The 14,836-nt window shown below is 57.6% G+C and carries 17 protein-coding genes; 8 read left to right on the forward strand and 9 right to left on the reverse strand.

Annotation, left to right across the window (positions count from 1 at the left end):
• Position 1 precedes the first annotated feature (1 nt).
• The 4 genes from V0R60_RS09935 to V0R60_RS09950 are packed head-to-tail and all read left to right on the forward strand — an operon-like array spanning position 2 to position 3,245.
• Positions 2-595 (forward strand): aminodeoxychorismate/anthranilate synthase component II, encoded by a 594-nt coding sequence (locus V0R60_RS09935; protein ID WP_136474231.1) that lies wholly within the window; start codon positions 2-4, stop codon positions 593-595.
• A gap of 9 nt (positions 596-604) precedes the next feature.
• The gene (gene trpD, locus V0R60_RS09940) at positions 605-1,654 is read left to right on the forward strand and encodes an anthranilate phosphoribosyltransferase (protein ID WP_330079271.1); all 1,050 of its coding nucleotides are present in this window, start codon (positions 605-607) and stop codon (positions 1,652-1,654) included.
• Complete coding sequence (trpC, locus tag V0R60_RS09945; RefSeq protein ID WP_330079272.1) at positions 1,651-2,487, forward strand: indole-3-glycerol phosphate synthase TrpC; 837 nt, start codon at positions 1,651-1,653, stop codon at positions 2,485-2,487. The genes trpD and trpC overlap by 4 nt, the downstream gene beginning before the upstream one ends.
• Before the next feature lie 53 nt (positions 2,488-2,540).
• Positions 2,541-3,245 carry a lipoate--protein ligase family protein gene (locus tag V0R60_RS09950; RefSeq protein ID WP_330079273.1) on the forward strand — a complete coding sequence of 235 codons (705 nt, stop codon included), beginning with the start codon at positions 2,541-2,543 and terminating at the stop codon, positions 3,243-3,245.
• Here the strand turns inward: V0R60_RS09950 and crp are convergent.
• Positions 3,242-3,886, reverse strand: coding sequence for a cAMP-activated global transcriptional regulator CRP (gene crp, locus V0R60_RS09955; RefSeq protein WP_136474235.1), 645 nt, complete (start codon positions 3,884-3,886; stop codon positions 3,242-3,244). The genes V0R60_RS09950 and crp overlap by 4 nt on opposite strands.
• 190 nt (positions 3,887-4,076) lie before the next feature.
• On the opposite strand from crp, the gene V0R60_RS09960 reads away from it, so the two are divergent.
• Entirely contained in the window at positions 4,077-4,499 is a 423-nt protein-coding gene (locus V0R60_RS09960) for an OsmC family protein (protein ID WP_038616192.1), read from the forward strand.
• A gap of 101 nt (positions 4,500-4,600) precedes the next feature.
• Here the strand turns inward: V0R60_RS09960 and V0R60_RS09965 are convergent, their stop codons facing one another.
• The 6 genes from V0R60_RS09965 to hemJ form a co-directional block, all read right to left on the reverse strand.
• Positions 4,601-5,641, reverse strand: a complete 1,041-nt coding sequence (locus V0R60_RS09965; protein WP_136474236.1) for a DUF2157 domain-containing protein — start codon at positions 5,639-5,641, stop codon at positions 4,601-4,603.
• A gap of 8 nt (positions 5,642-5,649) precedes the next feature.
• On the reverse strand, positions 5,650-6,297 hold the full coding sequence (coq7, locus tag V0R60_RS09970; RefSeq protein ID WP_136474237.1) for a 2-polyprenyl-3-methyl-6-methoxy-1,4-benzoquinone monooxygenase: 648 nt from the start codon (positions 6,295-6,297) through the stop codon (positions 5,650-5,652).
• Positions 6,298-6,362: 65 nt separating this feature from the next.
• Positions 6,363-6,701, reverse strand: coding sequence for a histidine triad nucleotide-binding protein (locus V0R60_RS09975; protein ID WP_136474238.1), 339 nt, complete (start codon positions 6,699-6,701; stop codon positions 6,363-6,365).
• A gap of 71 nt (positions 6,702-6,772) precedes the next feature.
• On the reverse strand, positions 6,773-7,546 hold the full coding sequence (locus V0R60_RS09980; protein ID WP_136474239.1) for an SDR family NAD(P)-dependent oxidoreductase: 774 nt from the start codon (positions 7,544-7,546) through the stop codon (positions 6,773-6,775).
• Between the two features lie 36 nt (positions 7,547-7,582).
• Positions 7,583-8,548, reverse strand: a complete 966-nt coding sequence (locus tag V0R60_RS09985; RefSeq protein ID WP_330079274.1) for an NAD(P)H-dependent flavin oxidoreductase — start codon at positions 8,546-8,548, stop codon at positions 7,583-7,585.
• 33 nt (positions 8,549-8,581) lie between these two features.
• The gene (hemJ, locus tag V0R60_RS09990; protein ID WP_136474241.1) at positions 8,582-9,007 is read right to left on the reverse strand and encodes a protoporphyrinogen oxidase HemJ; all 426 of its coding nucleotides are present in this window, start codon (positions 9,005-9,007) and stop codon (positions 8,582-8,584) included.
• A gap of 142 nt (positions 9,008-9,149) precedes the next feature.
• Between hemJ and argC the strand changes: the two genes are divergently transcribed.
• Both argC and erpA read left to right on the forward strand, forming a co-directional pair.
• Complete coding sequence (gene argC, locus V0R60_RS09995) at positions 9,150-10,184, forward strand: N-acetyl-gamma-glutamyl-phosphate reductase (protein ID WP_330079275.1); 1,035 nt, start codon at positions 9,150-9,152, stop codon at positions 10,182-10,184.
• A 156-nt stretch (positions 10,185-10,340) separates the two neighbouring features.
• Positions 10,341-10,691 carry an iron-sulfur cluster insertion protein ErpA gene (gene erpA / locus V0R60_RS10000; RefSeq protein WP_028942121.1) on the forward strand — a complete coding sequence of 117 codons (351 nt, stop codon included), beginning with the start codon at positions 10,341-10,343 and terminating at the stop codon, positions 10,689-10,691.
• Between the two features lie 60 nt (positions 10,692-10,751).
• On the opposite strand, the gene V0R60_RS10005 is transcribed toward erpA, so the two are convergent.
• Together V0R60_RS10005 and V0R60_RS10010 are read right to left on the reverse strand one after the other, a co-directional pair.
• Positions 10,752-11,843, reverse strand: a complete 1,092-nt coding sequence (locus V0R60_RS10005) for an anhydro-N-acetylmuramic acid kinase (RefSeq protein ID WP_330079276.1) — start codon at positions 11,841-11,843, stop codon at positions 10,752-10,754.
• A 3-nt stretch (positions 11,844-11,846) separates the two neighbouring features.
• A complete protein-coding gene (locus tag V0R60_RS10010) occupies positions 11,847-13,271 on the reverse strand; it encodes a peptidoglycan DD-metalloendopeptidase family protein (protein WP_136474244.1) in 1,425 nt (474 codons plus the stop codon).
• Positions 13,272-13,480: 209 nt separating this feature from the next.
• Here V0R60_RS10010 and tyrS point away from each other — a divergent pair, with 209 nt between their 5' ends.
• Positions 13,481-14,680: a tyrosine--tRNA ligase gene (gene tyrS, locus V0R60_RS10015; RefSeq protein ID WP_136474245.1), complete on the forward strand. Its 1,200-nt coding sequence runs from the start codon at positions 13,481-13,483 to the stop codon at positions 14,678-14,680.
• Positions 14,681-14,836: the final 156 nt, after the last annotated feature.

Raw genomic sequence — 14,836 nt, forward strand, 5'->3', positions numbered from 1 at the left:
GATGCTACTGATGATCGACAACTATGACTCCTTCACCTACAACGTCGTGCAGTACCTTGGCGAGTTGGGTGCAGAGGTCAAAGTCATTCGCAATGATGAATTGACCATTGCTCAAATCGAAGCCCTGAACCCCGAGCGCATAGTGGTTTCCCCGGGCCCGTGCACGCCGACCGAAGCCGGTGTCTCCATCGACGCCATTCTGCACTTTGCGGGCAAACTGCCGATTCTTGGCGTATGCCTGGGTCACCAGTCAATCGGCCAGGCCTTTGGCGGCGACGTAGTGCGTGCCCGCCAGGTAATGCACGGCAAGACCAGCCCAGTTTTTCACAAGGATCTGGGCGTATTTGCAGGCCTGAATAATCCGTTGACTGTAACTCGCTACCATTCATTGGTGGTCAAGCGCGAAACCCTGCCCGAGTGTCTTGAGCTTACCGCCTGGACTGCGCTGGAAGATGGCTCGGTCGACGAGATCATGGGCTTGCGACACAAGACACTGAATATAGAAGGGGTGCAGTTTCACCCTGAGTCGATTCTTACCGAGCAGGGCCACGAGCTGTTCGCCAACTTCCTCAAACAGACCGGCGGCCACCGCTAAGGAACGATCATGGATATCAAGAGCGCCCTTGGCCGTATTGTCGGTCATCTGGATTTGAGCACCGAAGAGATGCGCGATGTAATGCGCGAAATCATGACCGGCCAGTGCAGTGAAGCGCAGATCGGTGCGTTCATGATGGGCATGCGCATGAAAAGCGAAAGCATCGACGAAATCGTTGGCGCGGTCTCGGTAATGCGGGAACTGGCTGACAAGGTTGAACTCAACACGCTCGACCAGGTGGTTGATGTTGTTGGTACTGGTGGTGACGGTGCGAACATCTTCAACGTATCTACAGCTTCAGCTTTTGTTGTTGCCGCTGCCGGCTGCACGGTGGCCAAGCATGGTAACCGCGCTGTTTCGGGAAAGAGCGGCAGCGCTGACCTGCTTGAGGCGGCTGGTATTTACTTGAACCTGACGCCCGTGCAGGTTGCACGTTGTATCGACAGCGTTGGTATCGGGTTCATGTTTGCCCAGACCCACCACAAAGCAATGAAATATGCCGCTGCGCCGCGTCGAGACCTTGGCCTGCGCACGCTTTTCAACATGCTTGGCCCGCTTACGAATCCGGCCGGTGTGAAGCATCAGGTGGTCGGCGTATTTACCCAGGCCTTGTGCCGGCCGCTGGCCGAAGTGTTGCAGCGTCTGGGTAGCAAGCATGTCTTGGTGGTGCACTCCAAGGACGGCCTGGACGAATTCAGCCTGGCAGCCCCGACTTTCGTTGCCGAACTCAAGAATGATCAAATTACCGAGTATTGGGTAGAGCCCGAAGATCTTGGTATGAAAAGCCAAAGTTTGCATGGCCTGGCAGTGGAAAGCCCGGAGAAATCCCTGGAATTGATCCGCGATGCCTTGGGGCGCCGCAAAACCGAGAACGGGCAGAAGGCTGCGGAAATGATCGTGCTCAATGCCGGCGCCGCGCTTTATGCCGCAGACCATGCCATGAGTCTCAAGCAAGGTGTCGAGTTGGCCCATGACGCACTGCATACTGGGCTTGCTCGGGAAAAACTCGAAGAACTGGGCGCTTTCACCGCCGTATTCAAGCTGGAGAATGAAGGATGAGTGTACCGACGGTTCTGGAAAACATCCTGGCGCGCAAAGTTCAGGAAGTCGCTGAGCGAAGTGCGCGAGTCAGCCTGGCCGAGCTCGAGCGTCTTGCCGCCGCTGCGGATGCACCGCGCGGCTTTGCCGATGCGCTGATCGAACAGGCCAAGCGCAAGCAGCCGGCAGTCATCGCCGAGATCAAGAAGGCCTCTCCGAGCAAGGGTGTCATTCGTGAGAACTTCGTGCCCGCGGACATCGCAGTCAGTTATGAGAAGGGCGGTGCGACCTGCCTGTCGGTGCTGACAGACATCGACTACTTCCAGGGTGCCGACGTTTACCTGCAGCAGGCCCGTGCAGCTTGCAAGTTACCCGTGATCCGCAAGGACTTCATGGTCGATCCTTACCAGATCGTTGAAGCACGTGCCCTGGGCGCAGATTGTGTATTGTTGATCGTTTCGGCGCTCGATGATGTGAAGATGGCCGAGCTGGCCGCGACTGCGAAAAGTGTCGGTCTGGATGTACTGGTCGAAGTCCATGATGGCGATGAGCTGGAGCGGGCATTGAAAACCCTCGACACGCCGCTGGTCGGCGTAAACAACCGTAACCTGCATACTTTTGAGGTCAGTCTGGAAACCACGCTTGACCTGCTGCCGCGAATTCCTCGCGACCGTCTGGCCATTACCGAGAGCGGTATCCTCAATCGCGCGGATGTCGAGTTAATGGAAATCAACGAGGTGTACTCGTTCCTGGTCGGTGAAGCGTTCATGCGCGCCGAGCATCCTGGCCTGGAGCTGCAGCGTCTGTTCTTCCCCGAGCGCGCCGTGCAGAACCTGGTGCCAGGACTGGACTGATTCAACTTGAAGCCGGCAATTGCCGGCTTTTTTGTATCTACAAGGTTATTCCAATGACTGATCAAATAATGGATGTGACTGTCGAGGCAGGGCTGCAGGCCGAGCAGGAATTGCTGGCGGCGGTGTGCAAGGGTGAAACAGATTACGGTTTATTGTTTTGGCGCCCAACCGATCGTGCATTGGTCATGCCCCGCCGCATGAGTCGCCTCGAGGGCTTTGAGGCGGCTTGCGCAGAGCTTGCGATCGCTGGATGGCCGGTCCTGTTGCGCGAAACTGGCGGTGAGCCCGTGCCGCAATCGCCTGCCGTGATCAATATCGCGCTGATCTACGTGGCTCCGCGAAGTGAAGGCGATCATGGTCGCATCGAGAACGCTTACGAACGTTTGTGTCTGCCCCTGTGTGAGGTACTGCGCGAATGGGGTGGATTAGCGTCGGTGGGCGAGATCGAGGGCGCATTTTGCGATGGCCGCTATAACGTCAACCTGAACGGCCGCAAGTTGGTTGGCACTGCCCAGCGCTGGCGCCAGGGGCTGGGTGGTAAGCGTCCGGTGGTGCTGGTGCATGGAGCCTTGTTGCTCGATAACGAGCGCGATTCGATGGTGGCTGCAGTCAATCGCTTCAACGAATGCTGCGAGCTGGACCAGCGCTGCCTTGCCGACAGTCACATTGCCCTGCATGAAGTCGTGCCTGATGCACCGTTGCTTGAACGTCTTGGCCAGGCCTATACCCATGTCATCGAGGGTATCGCACGCGACTAGCGAGTGCCGAAAACCACCATCGTTTTTCCTTTGACGTGAACCAGGCTGCGTTCTTCAAGATCTTTGAGTACGCGGCCAACCATCTCCCTTGAACAGCCTACGATGCGGCCGATCTCCTGGCGGGTGATCTTGATCTGCATGCCATCTGGGTGAGTCATTGCGTCGGGTTGCTTACACAGTTCCAACAAGCAGCGGGCCACGCGTCCAGTAACATCGAAGAAGGCCAGGTCACCCACCTTACGCGTGGTATTGCGTAGGCGCTGCGCCATTTGACTGCCCAAGGCATAAAGGATGTCGGGATCCTGGCGTGCCAGCTCGCGGAATTTTTCATAGCTGATCTCGGCCACTTCACATTCGCTCTTTGCCCGCACCCAGGCGCTGCGAGGTTGTTCCTGGCCAACCGGCTCGAACAAGCCCAGTTCACCGAAGAAGTCGCCACTGTTGAGGTAGGCAATGATCATTTCATGGCCATCGTCGTCTTCGATCAGGATCGTTACCGAGCCTTTGACGATAAACGACAACGTATCGGATTTGTCCCCGGCGCAAATGATATTGCTTTTGGCTGCAAAGCGGCGGCGCTGACAATGAGCGAGTAACTTATCGATGTTTTTGATCTTGGCTGGAAGGGCTGAGGCAACCATGGCTGAATCCCGGTAAGAGGCGACGCTTGTGCACTTTTATAGGTAGTCTGGCGGCGTGCGCCAGTGATTTGGCGCCAGCTTATCAGACACTTGTTGTTGTATCGGCAGATTTACTCTCATGCTTGAGCTTTTCCGCGGGCCCTTCTGGGTCTAAGCTGGCAGCCTTTTTTCAAACAAGGGAGTCCGGAAGATGAAGGCGCGTATCCAGTGGGCAGGTGAAGCCATGTTTCTGGGCGAATCGGGCAGCGGTCATGTCGTGGTGATGGACGGACCACCCGAGGCTGGCGGTCGCAATCTAGGTGTGCGGCCCATGGAAATGCTTTTGCTGGGGCTCGGTGGCTGCAGCAACTTTGATGTAGTCAGCATTCTGAAAAAATCCCGGCAGGCCGTGGAAAGCTGCGAAGCTTTCCTGGAAGCCGAGCGCGCCAGCGAAGACCCGAAGGTCTTTACCAAGATCCACCTGAACTTCGTGGTCAAGGGCCGCGGACTCAAGGACGCCCAAGTGAAGCGTGCCGTGGAGCTTTCGGCGGAGAAGTACTGCTCTGCATCGATCATGCTAGGTCGAGCGGGTGTCGAAATCACCCACAGCTACGAGATCGTCGAACTCGGTTGAAAAGCTCCCGCTCCCAGAGGTGAACTCAACCACTGTGGGAGCGGGCCTGTCCGCTGTCCGCCGCGTCTCCAGGCCCATTGACAAGGCCAATCATCGAGTCTTCAACGGCGCAGGGCAGGCAACAATTGCAGCAGACCATCAGGCATCAGCGCGCGAAGCCGAATACTCAGCGCCTCACGATGTTTCTGGTAAAACACGCCCAGAGCAATCACGCCCAGCCCGATCAAGGTCAATACCACTGGAAACAGCAGTGACTCGGCAAATACGTCGTACGACAGGTAGCCCAGGTACGCCGCCACGCCCATGGCGCCAAAGACCATGAACATCGCTCTGCGCAACAACACCGCCAATGCCATCAGGCCTAGATTGATCAGGCAATAAAGCGCTTTGCTCAATTCACTGTCGCTTTCCATCATGCTCAGCCCCAACCAGAACGCCAGCAGTCCAGCCAAGTAGCCCCAAAAGGCATAGTCTTGGCGGGTTCGTCCATCGATCAGGAGAAAGGCCAGGAGCACAGCGAGGCCGAACCACAGCGATACCGTGAGCCGTTGGTCCCAATCGAAGCTGTCACCATAGAACCACTCGCTCAGATCCATCGACATGAACCACAGGGCCACGGCAATTGGCATGATGATAAAAGGGAAGGGGATCAGGCGTAGCATCAAAAGGCCAGCAACAACCGTAGCCGCCTCCATGAGCAGCCAGCCGCCCTGCACATAGGTGTAGTAGTTGTGATACTTGCTTTGCGAGTCTTCAAGTGGCCAGAAGCCCGTCAGGCGCTCTACAGCAAACACCGCCAGCGGCACGATGCTCACCGCTACTGCGCCGAGTACACCGGCGGGGACGATTTGACCACGGCGCTGCATGAGCAGGCCCGCCGAGGTAAAGCCACCGATATAGATCAGCGCAATCAACAATAATGCGCTGTCGCCGATGCGCATCCAGGCTTCGCTGAGCAGCCAGCCCATGGCGCCCATTATCAGCAAAGCGCCGAAATAGAAGGCAACATGGGCCAGTTGAAAGCTGGCCTGAGTCGCAGGTTGGCGCTTGAGGAAGTCGAGTAGGGCCTGGTCCTGACCCGGGTTCAGAACGCCTGCGCTAACAGCGCGGGCCAGGTCCTTGGCATCGAAGCGTTCTGCCATAGTGTGTCCTAGATACGGTAAGTGCTCTTGGTCATGACCTTGGCCATCAGACTCATGCCAAAACGCACTGGAGCAGGGAAGCGGAAACCACCGGCTTCCAGTGCCGACTCCGCGTGCTGTTCTTCGTCGACACGCATTTGCTCAAGAATAGCCCGGGATTTTTCGTCCTCGGCCGGAATTTGCTCCAGATGCTCATCTAGATGCTTGCACACTTGGTGCTCGGTGGCAGCAACGAAACCGAGGCTGACTTTGTCGCTGACCAGGCCGGCCAGCGCTCCAATACCGAATGACATGCCATAGAACAGTGGATTGAGAACGCTCGGATGGCTGCCAAGCTGACGAATGCGTTGTTCGCACCAGGCCAGGTGGTCGATCTCTTCTTCAGCAGCGTGCTCCATCGCCTTGCGCACTTGAGGCAACTTGGCAGTCAAGGCCTGGCCCTGATACAGCGCCTGTGCACAGACTTCGCCAGTATGGTTGATACGCATCAGTCCGGCGACATGGCGGGTTTGGGTATCGTCCAGGCTTGAGTCCGGCTGGATGATTGCCGGTGACGGGCGGGATGGTTGGCCGCTGAAGGGCAGCAAGGTGCGCATGGCAGTGTCGGCCTGCAGCAACAAGCGGTCGAGCGGCGAATAGTGACGTTCGGTAGCCATCGGGCACCTCCGCAAGAATGTGCCCGACAGTTTACCGCAATCGAGATGATCGTTCTTGTTCTGGATCAGCCCGGCGGCCAATGCATTTGGCGCTGGCCAAGCACATGCATATGAATGTGGTAGACAGTCTGGCCACCCAGCTCGTTGCAGTTCATGACCACGCGGAAGCCGTCTTCGCAGCCCTGTTCCTTGGCGAGTCGCTGGGCGGTAAACAAAATGTGTCCGGCCAGCGCCTTGTCGTCCTCGGTAAGGTCGTTGAGGGTGCGAATCGGCTTTTTCGGAATGACCAGAAAATGCACGGGTGCCTGCGGGGCGATATCGTGGAAGGCCAGAACCTGGTCGTCCTCGTAGATGATCTTGGCCGGGATTTCCCGGTTGATGATCTTGGTGAACAGAGTTTCCACTACGGTTGCTCCATGTAAGGGGTCGTGCCTGAGTGTACTCAGGCTGGGAGTCGGCGCCCAGCCCTGTGCGGTCAGCGTGGGCTATAGGCTTGATTGATGGCACCGGCCAGTTTGCGTGTGATCCAGCGCGACAACAGGCGCGGCGCGAATGCCAGCCAGCGGTTGCGCCGACCCGGTATGATCAGTGCGCGATTTTTGTCCAAGGCGCGCACGGTATGCAGCGCAACCTCTTCAGGACTCAGGGCGCGATGGCCCTTTTCCAGGCGAGGGACTCGACGTAACGGTGAGCGCACTGGGCCTGGGCACAGTACCGAGACTTTTATACCCGTGCGCCTGAGTTCTTCACGAAGACCTTCGGAGAAGTGCAGCACGTAGGCCTTGCTTGCGGCGTAGCTGCTCATCCATGGACCGGGAGCAAAGGCTGCCAAAGATGCGACATTGAGGATTTGTCCCCCACCTTGTACGGCCATTGCATTGCCCAAGGCGTGGCAAAGGCGTGTCAGGGCGAGGATGTTTACCTCGATCAGGTCTTGCTCGTCGCCCCATTCCTGAGCCAGGAATGGTCCGTAGCTGCGAATGCCCGCGCAATTGACCAGCAAATCGATGTATCGCTCGCTTTCTTCAAGTTCCAGAAGGAATCCCGACAAGCGCAGAGGTTCGCCTAGATCACAGGCGCGAAACAGTACCTCGACACCAAAGCGTTGGGTCAGCTCGATAGCAATGCTTTCCAAAGGGTCGCGTTGGCGGGCCACCAGGATCAGATTGCGTCCCCGACGTGCCAGCGCCTCGGCCAGTGCCAGGCCTAGGCCGCTGGAAGCACCGGTGATCATGGCGTAACGGGTCATGCAGTTCTCCAGGCGGGAAGGGGCAAAAGGTCGAGTTTACAGGCGTCCAGCAGGCCAGCGCTGGCCAAGGGCTACGGCTGAACATTGCGCCTGACGATACTCGGCATCCAAGCGGGCTATCAGTTGTTCTACCGAGCAAAGTGCGTCAATGGTGCCGACGCCTTGTCCTGCAGACCAGACAGTCTTCCAGGCCTTGGCTTCGTCATCTATGGGTTTGAGCTTGATTTCTGTATGGCTGCGCAGTGCTGCCATGTCGAAGCCGGCGCTTTCCAGGCTTTGGCGCATAAAACTGGCAGGCACCCCGGAAACCGCAGCGGTGTGGATGATATCGGCTGCCTTGGCCTCTAGCACCATTTCTTTGTAGGGACCTGAAGCATGGCTTTCGTGGGTGGCAATGAATCGGGTTCCCAAATAGGCCAGGTCTGCGCCAAGCAACTGGGCGGCGAGTATTTCATGGCCATGATTGATGCTGCCGGCGAGCAGTAGGGTTTTATTGAAGAACTGCCGAATTTCGGCCACCAGGGCGAACGGGCTCCAGGTGCCTGCGTGGCCACCAGCGCCCGCCGCGACGGCGATCAATCCGTCGACCCCCGCTTCAGCGGCTTTCTCAGCGTGGCGCCGTGTAGTTACGTCATGAAACACCAGGCCGCCATAGCTGTGCACTGTATCGACGACCTCTTTTACTGCACCCAGACTGGTGATAACGATCGGAACCTTGTGCTCCACACATAGCGCCAGGTCCGCCTGCAGGCGTGGGTTGCTCTGATGCACGATCAAATTGACTGCATAGGGTGCGGGGTTCTTCAGTATTGCCAGGCCCGCTTCGATCTCCTCCAGCCAGGCTTTGAAGCCATGGCTGTCACGCTGGTTCAGCGCAGGAAAACTGCCAATGACGCCATTGGCGCAACAGGCCAGTACCAGTTGCGGGTTGGAGATCAGAAACATCGGCGCCGCCACTACTGGCAGACGCAGACGTTGGTCGAGCTGTGAAGGCAGAGACATGGCAGGTTTCCCGAGGCTGAATAAAGTTTGAGATTAGAACGGTTTGACCACCACCAGAATTACGATGGCCAGCAGGATCAGGACCGGAACTTCGTTGAACCAACGGTAGAACACATGGCTGCGTGTGTTTTCACCACGGGCGAAACGCTTGAGCTGCGCGCCGCACATGTGGTGGTAACCAATCAACAGAATGACCAGGGTGAGCTTGGCGTGCATCCAGCCTTGGCTGAGGAAACCTGGTGTCAGGCTCATCAGCCAGATTCCGAAGACCAGGGTCGCGATCATCGACGGAAGCATGATGCCGCGATACAGCTTGCGCTCCATGACCATGAAGCGTTCCTGGCTGATGTTGTCCTGGCTTTGCGCGTGGTAGACGAACAAGCGCGGTAGGTAGAACAGCCCGGCAAACCAGCAGACCACGCTGACGATATGCAGCGCTTTGATCCAGAGAAAAAGCATTGTGTTGAGTTCCTTCAGGGTTCACGGTCGTCAGATAGTAGAGGCTAGGCGCCTTGTGGGCCATCTCAACAGTTGTGGGCGTGTTTCCGGCCCCCTATTATCGTGGGCTTTCCTGTTGGTTCGTTGATAAGGGGCACGCGTTATGGTCAAGGTCGGTATCGTTGGCGGCACGGGTTACACCGGCGTCGAGCTGCTGCGTCTGTTGGCACAGCATCCACAAGCAGAAGTGGCGGTAATCACTTCGCGCTCCGAGGCTGGCCTGGCGGTTGCCGACATGTACCCAAACCTGCGCGGCCACTACGACGGCCTGGCGTTCAGCGTGCCTGACGCGAAAACCCTGGCGGCCTGCGACGTCGTATTCTTCGCCACCCCTCACGGCGTCGCTCATGCGCTGGCGGGCGAGTTGCTGGCGGCAGGTACCAAGATCATCGACCTGTCTGCGGACTTTCGCCTGCAGGACTCTGATGAGTGGGCCAAATGGTACGGCCAGCCACATGGTGCGCCGGAGTTGCTCAAGGATGCCGTCTATGGCTTGCCTGAGGTGAATCGTGAACAGATCCGCCAAGCTCGTTTGATCGCCGTACCGGGCTGTTACCCGACCGCAACCCAGTTGGGCTTCCTTCCGCTGCTGGAGGCCGGCATCGCTGATGCCTCGCGCCTGATTGCCGACTGTAAGTCAGGTGTCAGTGGTGCAGGTCGTGGCGCTGCGGTTGGTTCGCTGTTCTGTGAGGCAGGTGAAAGCATGAAGGCCTACGCGGTCAAAGGTCACCGTCACTTGCCAGAAATTACCCAGGGCCTGCGTCGGGCTGCAGGCGGCGATGTCGGCCTGACCTTCGTTCCGCATCTCACGCCGATGATCCGCGGAATTCACTCCACGCTCTACGCCACAGTTGCCGACAGATCGGTCGATCTGCAGGCGCTCTTCGAGAAGCGCTATGCCAATGAGCCGTTCGTCGACGTAATGCCTGCGGGCAGCCACCCGGAAACCCGAAGCGTTCGCGGTGCCAACGTTTGCCGAATCGCCGTACACCGTCCTCAGGATGGCGACCTGGTCGTGGTCCTTTCGGTAATCGACAATTTGGTCAAAGGCGCATCGGGCCAGGCTGTGCAGAACCTCAATATCCTTTTCGGCCTGGATGAGCGCATGGGGCTTTCTCACGCGGGCCTGCTGCCTTGAACCTCAAGCTGCAAGCTGTAGTAGCGAGCTGCACCGCCCCCTTATAGCTTGCAGCTTGCCCCTTGCAGCTTTTGTATTGTTGACCGATTTTCTCGGAGAAGCGGATAATGCGCACCATCACGCATTATGGCGGCATAGCGCCGGGAGATAGTCAGCATGAGCGTAGAATCCTTCACCCCTGTAGCTTTGCAGTTCACTGAGGGTGCAGCTCACAAGGTGAAGACCCTGGTCGATGAAGAAGGCAACGATCGCCTGAAGTTGCGAGTGTTCGTGACAGGTGGTGGTTGCTCGGGTTTTCAATATGGTTTTACTTTCGATGAAGATGTCGCCGAAGACGACACCATCGTCGAGCGCGAAGGTGTTGCCCTGGTGGTCGACCCAATGAGTTTTCAGTACCTGGCAGGAGCCGAAGTGGATTACCAGGAAGGTCTGGAAGGCTCGCGCTTCGTCATCAAGAACCCGAACGCCAGCACCACCTGTGGTTGCGGCTCGTCGTTCTCGATTTGATCGCCAGTTAGGTGAGTACTTGCAAACGCCGCGCACAAGCGCGGCGTTTTGCTATGTGCCTCAGGCTGGGTAGATGGCGCCCAGTACTCGGGGGCCACGGGCACCGGTAACGCTGGGGCGATTGCCCGGTATACCCTGTAGGCAGCAATGAGCCAGCCAGGCGAATGCCATCGCTTCAACCCAGTCTGGATCTACGCCGTGGGCGGCTGTGCTGCTGACAAATGCGCCGGGTAGAAGGGCTGCCAGGCGACGCATCAGGGCTCCGTTGTGGGCGCCGCCGCCGCAGACCAGGAGCGCCTGGGTATCTTCCTGTGCCGCCTGCAGCGAGCTGACTATGCTGTGAGCGGTAACTTCCAGCAGAGTGGCCTGCACATCGGCATCGGCAATCAGCGGCTGTTTGACCAGGTGCTGCATCAGCCAAGGTAGGTTGAACACTTCCCTGCCGGTGCTTTTCGGGCCTGTGCCAGCGAAGAATGGATCGCTCAACAGGCTATTGAGCAGGTTGGCATTAACTTGGCCGGTAGCTGCCCAAGCGCCGTCAGCGTCATAGCTGTGGCCTTGCTTCTGCTGAATCCAGGCGTCGAGCAACACGTTGCCCGGGCCACAGTCGAAACCGCTGACAGGTTTGTCCTGTTCGATCAGGCTGAGGTTGCTGAATCCGCCGACATTCAAAACGGCCAATCGCTGGCCCTGGAGCTCGAACAGCGCCTCATGGAACGCTGGAACCAATGGCGCGCCTTGGCCTCCAGCCGCTACATCGCGGCGCCTGAAGTCGCTTACAACGCAGATTCCGGTGAGTTCGGCCAATAAGGCTGGGTTGCCTATCTGTACCGTGAAACCACGCGCAGGCTCATGGCGAATGGTTTGGCCATGGCTGCCGATGGCGCAAACATCAGTCGCCTTAAGGTTCTGGCTGTGGAGCAGATCAGCGATGCCCTGTGCCGCTAGCTCGACCCATTTTGCTTCTGCTAGCGCGGCGCGAGCAATTTCATCCGAACCGCTGCTGCACAGCGCCAGGAGATCCTGGCGCAAGTTGGAGGGCATCGGGATGTAGTGAGTCGCAAGCAGGCGGGTGTGATGCTCCTGCTCGATCAAGGCGATGTCCAGGCCGTCGAGGCTGGTCCCGGACATCACACCCAGATAAAGAGCCACTGTTTAGCGCTTGTTGGACGCGAGCATGGTGGCTTTTTCCTGATTCATGCGAGCAACCAGGGGTTGGCTCTGCTGCAGGAAGCGCTGCCGCTCGGCTTTGGCAATCGGGTCGGCCATAGGCAGCTTCTGCCCCAGCGGATCGACGTGTACGCCGTTGACCTGGAACTCATAGTGCAAATGCGGGCCCGTGGACAGGCCAGTAGTGCCGATATAACCGATGACCTGACCCTGTTTGACAGAACCACCGGTCTTCACACCCTTGGCGAAACCCTGCATGTGACCGTAGAGGGTCTGATAGCGATTGCCGTGTTGGATGATGACCGTATTGCCATAACCTCCGCGACGTCCTGCCAGCAGGACCTTGCCGTCACCGGCAGCCTTGATTGGCGTGCCTCGTGGCGCTGCGTAGTCAACACCCTTGTGCGCGCGGATCTTGTTCAGGATCGGATGTTTACGACCTGCAGAAAAACGCGAGCTGATGCGGGCGAAATCAACCGGAGTACGGATGAACGCCTTGCGCATGCTATTGCCATCAGCGGTGTAGTAATTGGTGTTGCCTTGCTTGTTGGTATAGCGGACTGCGGTGTAGGTCTTGCCGCGGTTGGTGAAGCGTGCCGAAAGAATATTACCGTTGCCTACCACTTTGCCGTTCATGATCTTCTGCTCGTAGATCACGTCGAACTCATCGCCCTGGCGAATATCCTGGGCAAAGTCGATGTCATAGCCGAAGATCCGCGCCATATCCATGGTCAGGCTGTGGGGCAGGCCCGCACGCTGGCCGGAGGCTGACAGCGAGCTTTTGATCACGCCGTGGCTGTAGGCCGAGCGGATTACTGGTTTGCTGACCTCGCGATTGAATGCGTAACCGTTTGCGCTTTTAGTCAGGCGAATGGTTTCCAGATCGCTGACCTTGCTGTGCAAGCTGGCGAGTTGACCGTCCTTGTCCAGCTCAATCTGAAGTACTTGGCCGCTTTTAAGCTGGCTGAACTGCTTTGCCTGCTTGTTGCTGGTCAGTACCTCGTGAACTGTGGCGGCTGGCAAGCCGACCTTGGCAAACAGGGTAGAAAGCGTATCGCCGCGGCTTACAGTGACCTCACGGTGACCATCGTCTTTAGCTGGGACGGCAGATGCAGCGGCTGGAGCTGCCTCGACTTTGGCGGTTTCCTCGGTAGGCGAACTGCTGTTGTCGATTTGGGCAAACGGAGAAGCGGCAGAAGCTTCGGCGCTTTGGGTCAGCGGGGCTTCCTGTTCCTGCTTGAGCTGCTCGGCAGGGCTTTCAAGCTCGAGGTTCAGGGTGGTTTTCTTGGCTTCCACCTCGCTGGATGGAAATACCAGCAAGGCCAGACTGAGTAAGGCGGCAATGCCGCTGGCGGCCAACAGGTGGCTCTTCGGATAAAGCGGGGGCGCTTTAGGCGGTTCGTTGGTCATAGATGAATTGACTTTGAAATAGATGAATTGGAAAAGATGAATGACATGATGAAGATGAAATAACTGTATAAAATATAACCAAAACCCTTTCAGCGCAAGCGCGCAGACGTCATCAGTCGGCTACGGGGTCACATCCGGGGCAAAAACTTGTAATTGATGGCTGATCTTGTATGGTTGGGTCCCTTTGAATTCGAGCCTGCGGGTCTGTTATGAAGTCGGTTGAAGAGCAGCTAGCGCTGATCAAGCGTGGTGCGGAAGAGGTATTGGTCGAGTCCGAATTGGTCGAGAAGCTCAAGCGTGGGCAGCCGCTGCGGATCAAGGCGGGTTTCGACCCTACCGCGCCCGACCTGCACCTGGGGCATACCGTCCTTATTAATAAGCTGCGCCAGTTCCAGGATCTGGGGCATCAGGTGATCTTCCTGATCGGTGACTTCACCGGCATGATTGGTGATCCGAGTGGCAAAAGTGCCACACGCCCGCCGCTTACGCGCGAGCAGGTGCTCGATAACGCCGAAACCTATAAGCAGCAGGTATTCAAGATTCTTGATCCGGCCAAGACTGAGGTCGCGTTCAACTCTACCTGGATGGACAAGCTCTCGCCTGCGGACTTCATTCGACTGGCTTCGCAATACACCGTGGCGCGCATGCTTGAGCGCGATGACTTCGACAAGCGCTATACCACCAATCAGCCGATTGCTATTCACGAGTTCCTCTATCCGTTGGTACAGGGTTATGACTCTGTGGCGCTCAAGGCGGATGTCGAGCTCGGTGGTACCGATCAGAAGTTCAACCTGCTGATGGGGCGCGAGCTGCAGCGCTCCTACGGCCAGGAAGCCCAGAATATCGTGACCATGCCGCTGCTCGAAGGCTTGGATGGCGTCAAGAAGATGTCCAAGTCCCTGGGTAATTATGTAGGCATCCAGGAAGCGCCGGGGGTGATGTACAGCAAGCTTGTATCGATTCCCGACACGCTGATGTGGCGTTACTTCGAATTGCTGAGCTTCCGCTCGATGGAAGAAATCGACGCGTTTCGTGCGGATGTTGCAGCTGGCGCGAATCCGCGCGACATCAAGATCAAGCTGGCTGAAGAGATCGTTGCGCGCTTCCATGGTGAAGAGGCTGCTGCAAATGCCCATCGCGGCGCCGGCAACCGTATGAAAGAAGGCGAGCTGCCGGAAGACCTGCCGGAAGTAGAAGTGCAAGGGAGCGAGGAGATGCCTATCTCTGCTGTCCTTAATAAAGCAGGCCTGGTCAAGAATTCGGCAGCAGCGCGCGACCTACTTGCTGCTGGTGGCGTACGAGTCGATGGCGAGGTAGTTGACCGTGGCTTCGTATTTGCCTTGGGTGCTACCCATGTTTGCCAGGCCGGCAAGAAGGCCTTCGCTCGTATTACCCTCAAGGCTATTTAACGGGCGGCAAGCTGTAAGGGGAGGCGCGGTGTTCGTGCTTTTACTTGCAGCTTGCCTCTTATGGCCGAAATGCTCCTCTTGAAACAAAGTTGTAATAAGTCCTTGACGCCCCTGCGGATCTCTCTATAATTCGCCCCACTTCTGGCGTAGTCGGAA

Origin of the sequence: Pseudomonas auratipiscis (genome assembly GCF_036324085.1) — a bacterium.
Lineage (GTDB): Bacteria > Pseudomonadota > Gammaproteobacteria > Pseudomonadales > Pseudomonadaceae > Aquipseudomonas > Aquipseudomonas auratipiscis.

Excerpts from the sequence above, each read along its gene's own strand:
- V0R60_RS09965 (WP_136474236.1), bottom strand. The coding sequence starts at position 5,641 with ATGGCAGAACGCTTCGATGCCAAGGACCTGGCCCGCGCTGTTAGCGCA.
- trpC (WP_330079272.1), top strand. The coding sequence starts at position 1,651 with ATGAGTGTACCGACGGTTCTGGAAAACATCCTGGCGCGCAAAGTTCAG.
- trpD (WP_330079271.1), top strand. The coding sequence starts at position 605 with ATGGATATCAAGAGCGCCCTTGGCCGTATTGTCGGTCATCTGGATTTG.
- V0R60_RS09980 (WP_136474239.1), bottom strand. The coding sequence starts at position 7,546 with ATGACCCGTTACGCCATGATCACCGGTGCTTCCAGCGGCCTAGGCCTG.
- V0R60_RS09985 (WP_330079274.1), bottom strand. The coding sequence starts at position 8,548 with ATGTCTCTGCCTTCACAGCTCGACCAACGTCTGCGTCTGCCAGTAGTG.
- argC (WP_330079275.1), top strand. The coding sequence starts at position 9,150 with ATGGTCAAGGTCGGTATCGTTGGCGGCACGGGTTACACCGGCGTCGAG.
- hemJ (WP_136474241.1), bottom strand. The coding sequence starts at position 9,007 with ATGCTTTTTCTCTGGATCAAAGCGCTGCATATCGTCAGCGTGGTCTGC.
- V0R60_RS09960 (WP_038616192.1), top strand. The coding sequence starts at position 4,077 with ATGAAGGCGCGTATCCAGTGGGCAGGTGAAGCCATGTTTCTGGGCGAA.
- coq7 (WP_136474237.1), bottom strand. The coding sequence starts at position 6,297 with ATGGCTACCGAACGTCACTATTCGCCGCTCGACCGCTTGTTGCTGCAG.
- crp (WP_136474235.1), bottom strand. The coding sequence starts at position 3,886 with ATGGTTGCCTCAGCCCTTCCAGCCAAGATCAAAAACATCGATAAGTTA.
- erpA (WP_028942121.1), top strand. The coding sequence starts at position 10,341 with ATGAGCGTAGAATCCTTCACCCCTGTAGCTTTGCAGTTCACTGAGGGT.
- V0R60_RS09935 (WP_136474231.1), top strand. The coding sequence starts at position 2 with ATGCTACTGATGATCGACAACTATGACTCCTTCACCTACAACGTCGTG.
- tyrS (WP_136474245.1), top strand. The coding sequence starts at position 13,481 with ATGAAGTCGGTTGAAGAGCAGCTAGCGCTGATCAAGCGTGGTGCGGAA.
- V0R60_RS09950 (WP_330079273.1), top strand. The coding sequence starts at position 2,541 with ATGACTGATCAAATAATGGATGTGACTGTCGAGGCAGGGCTGCAGGCC.
- V0R60_RS10010 (WP_136474244.1), bottom strand. The coding sequence starts at position 13,271 with ATGACCAACGAACCGCCTAAAGCGCCCCCGCTTTATCCGAAGAGCCAC.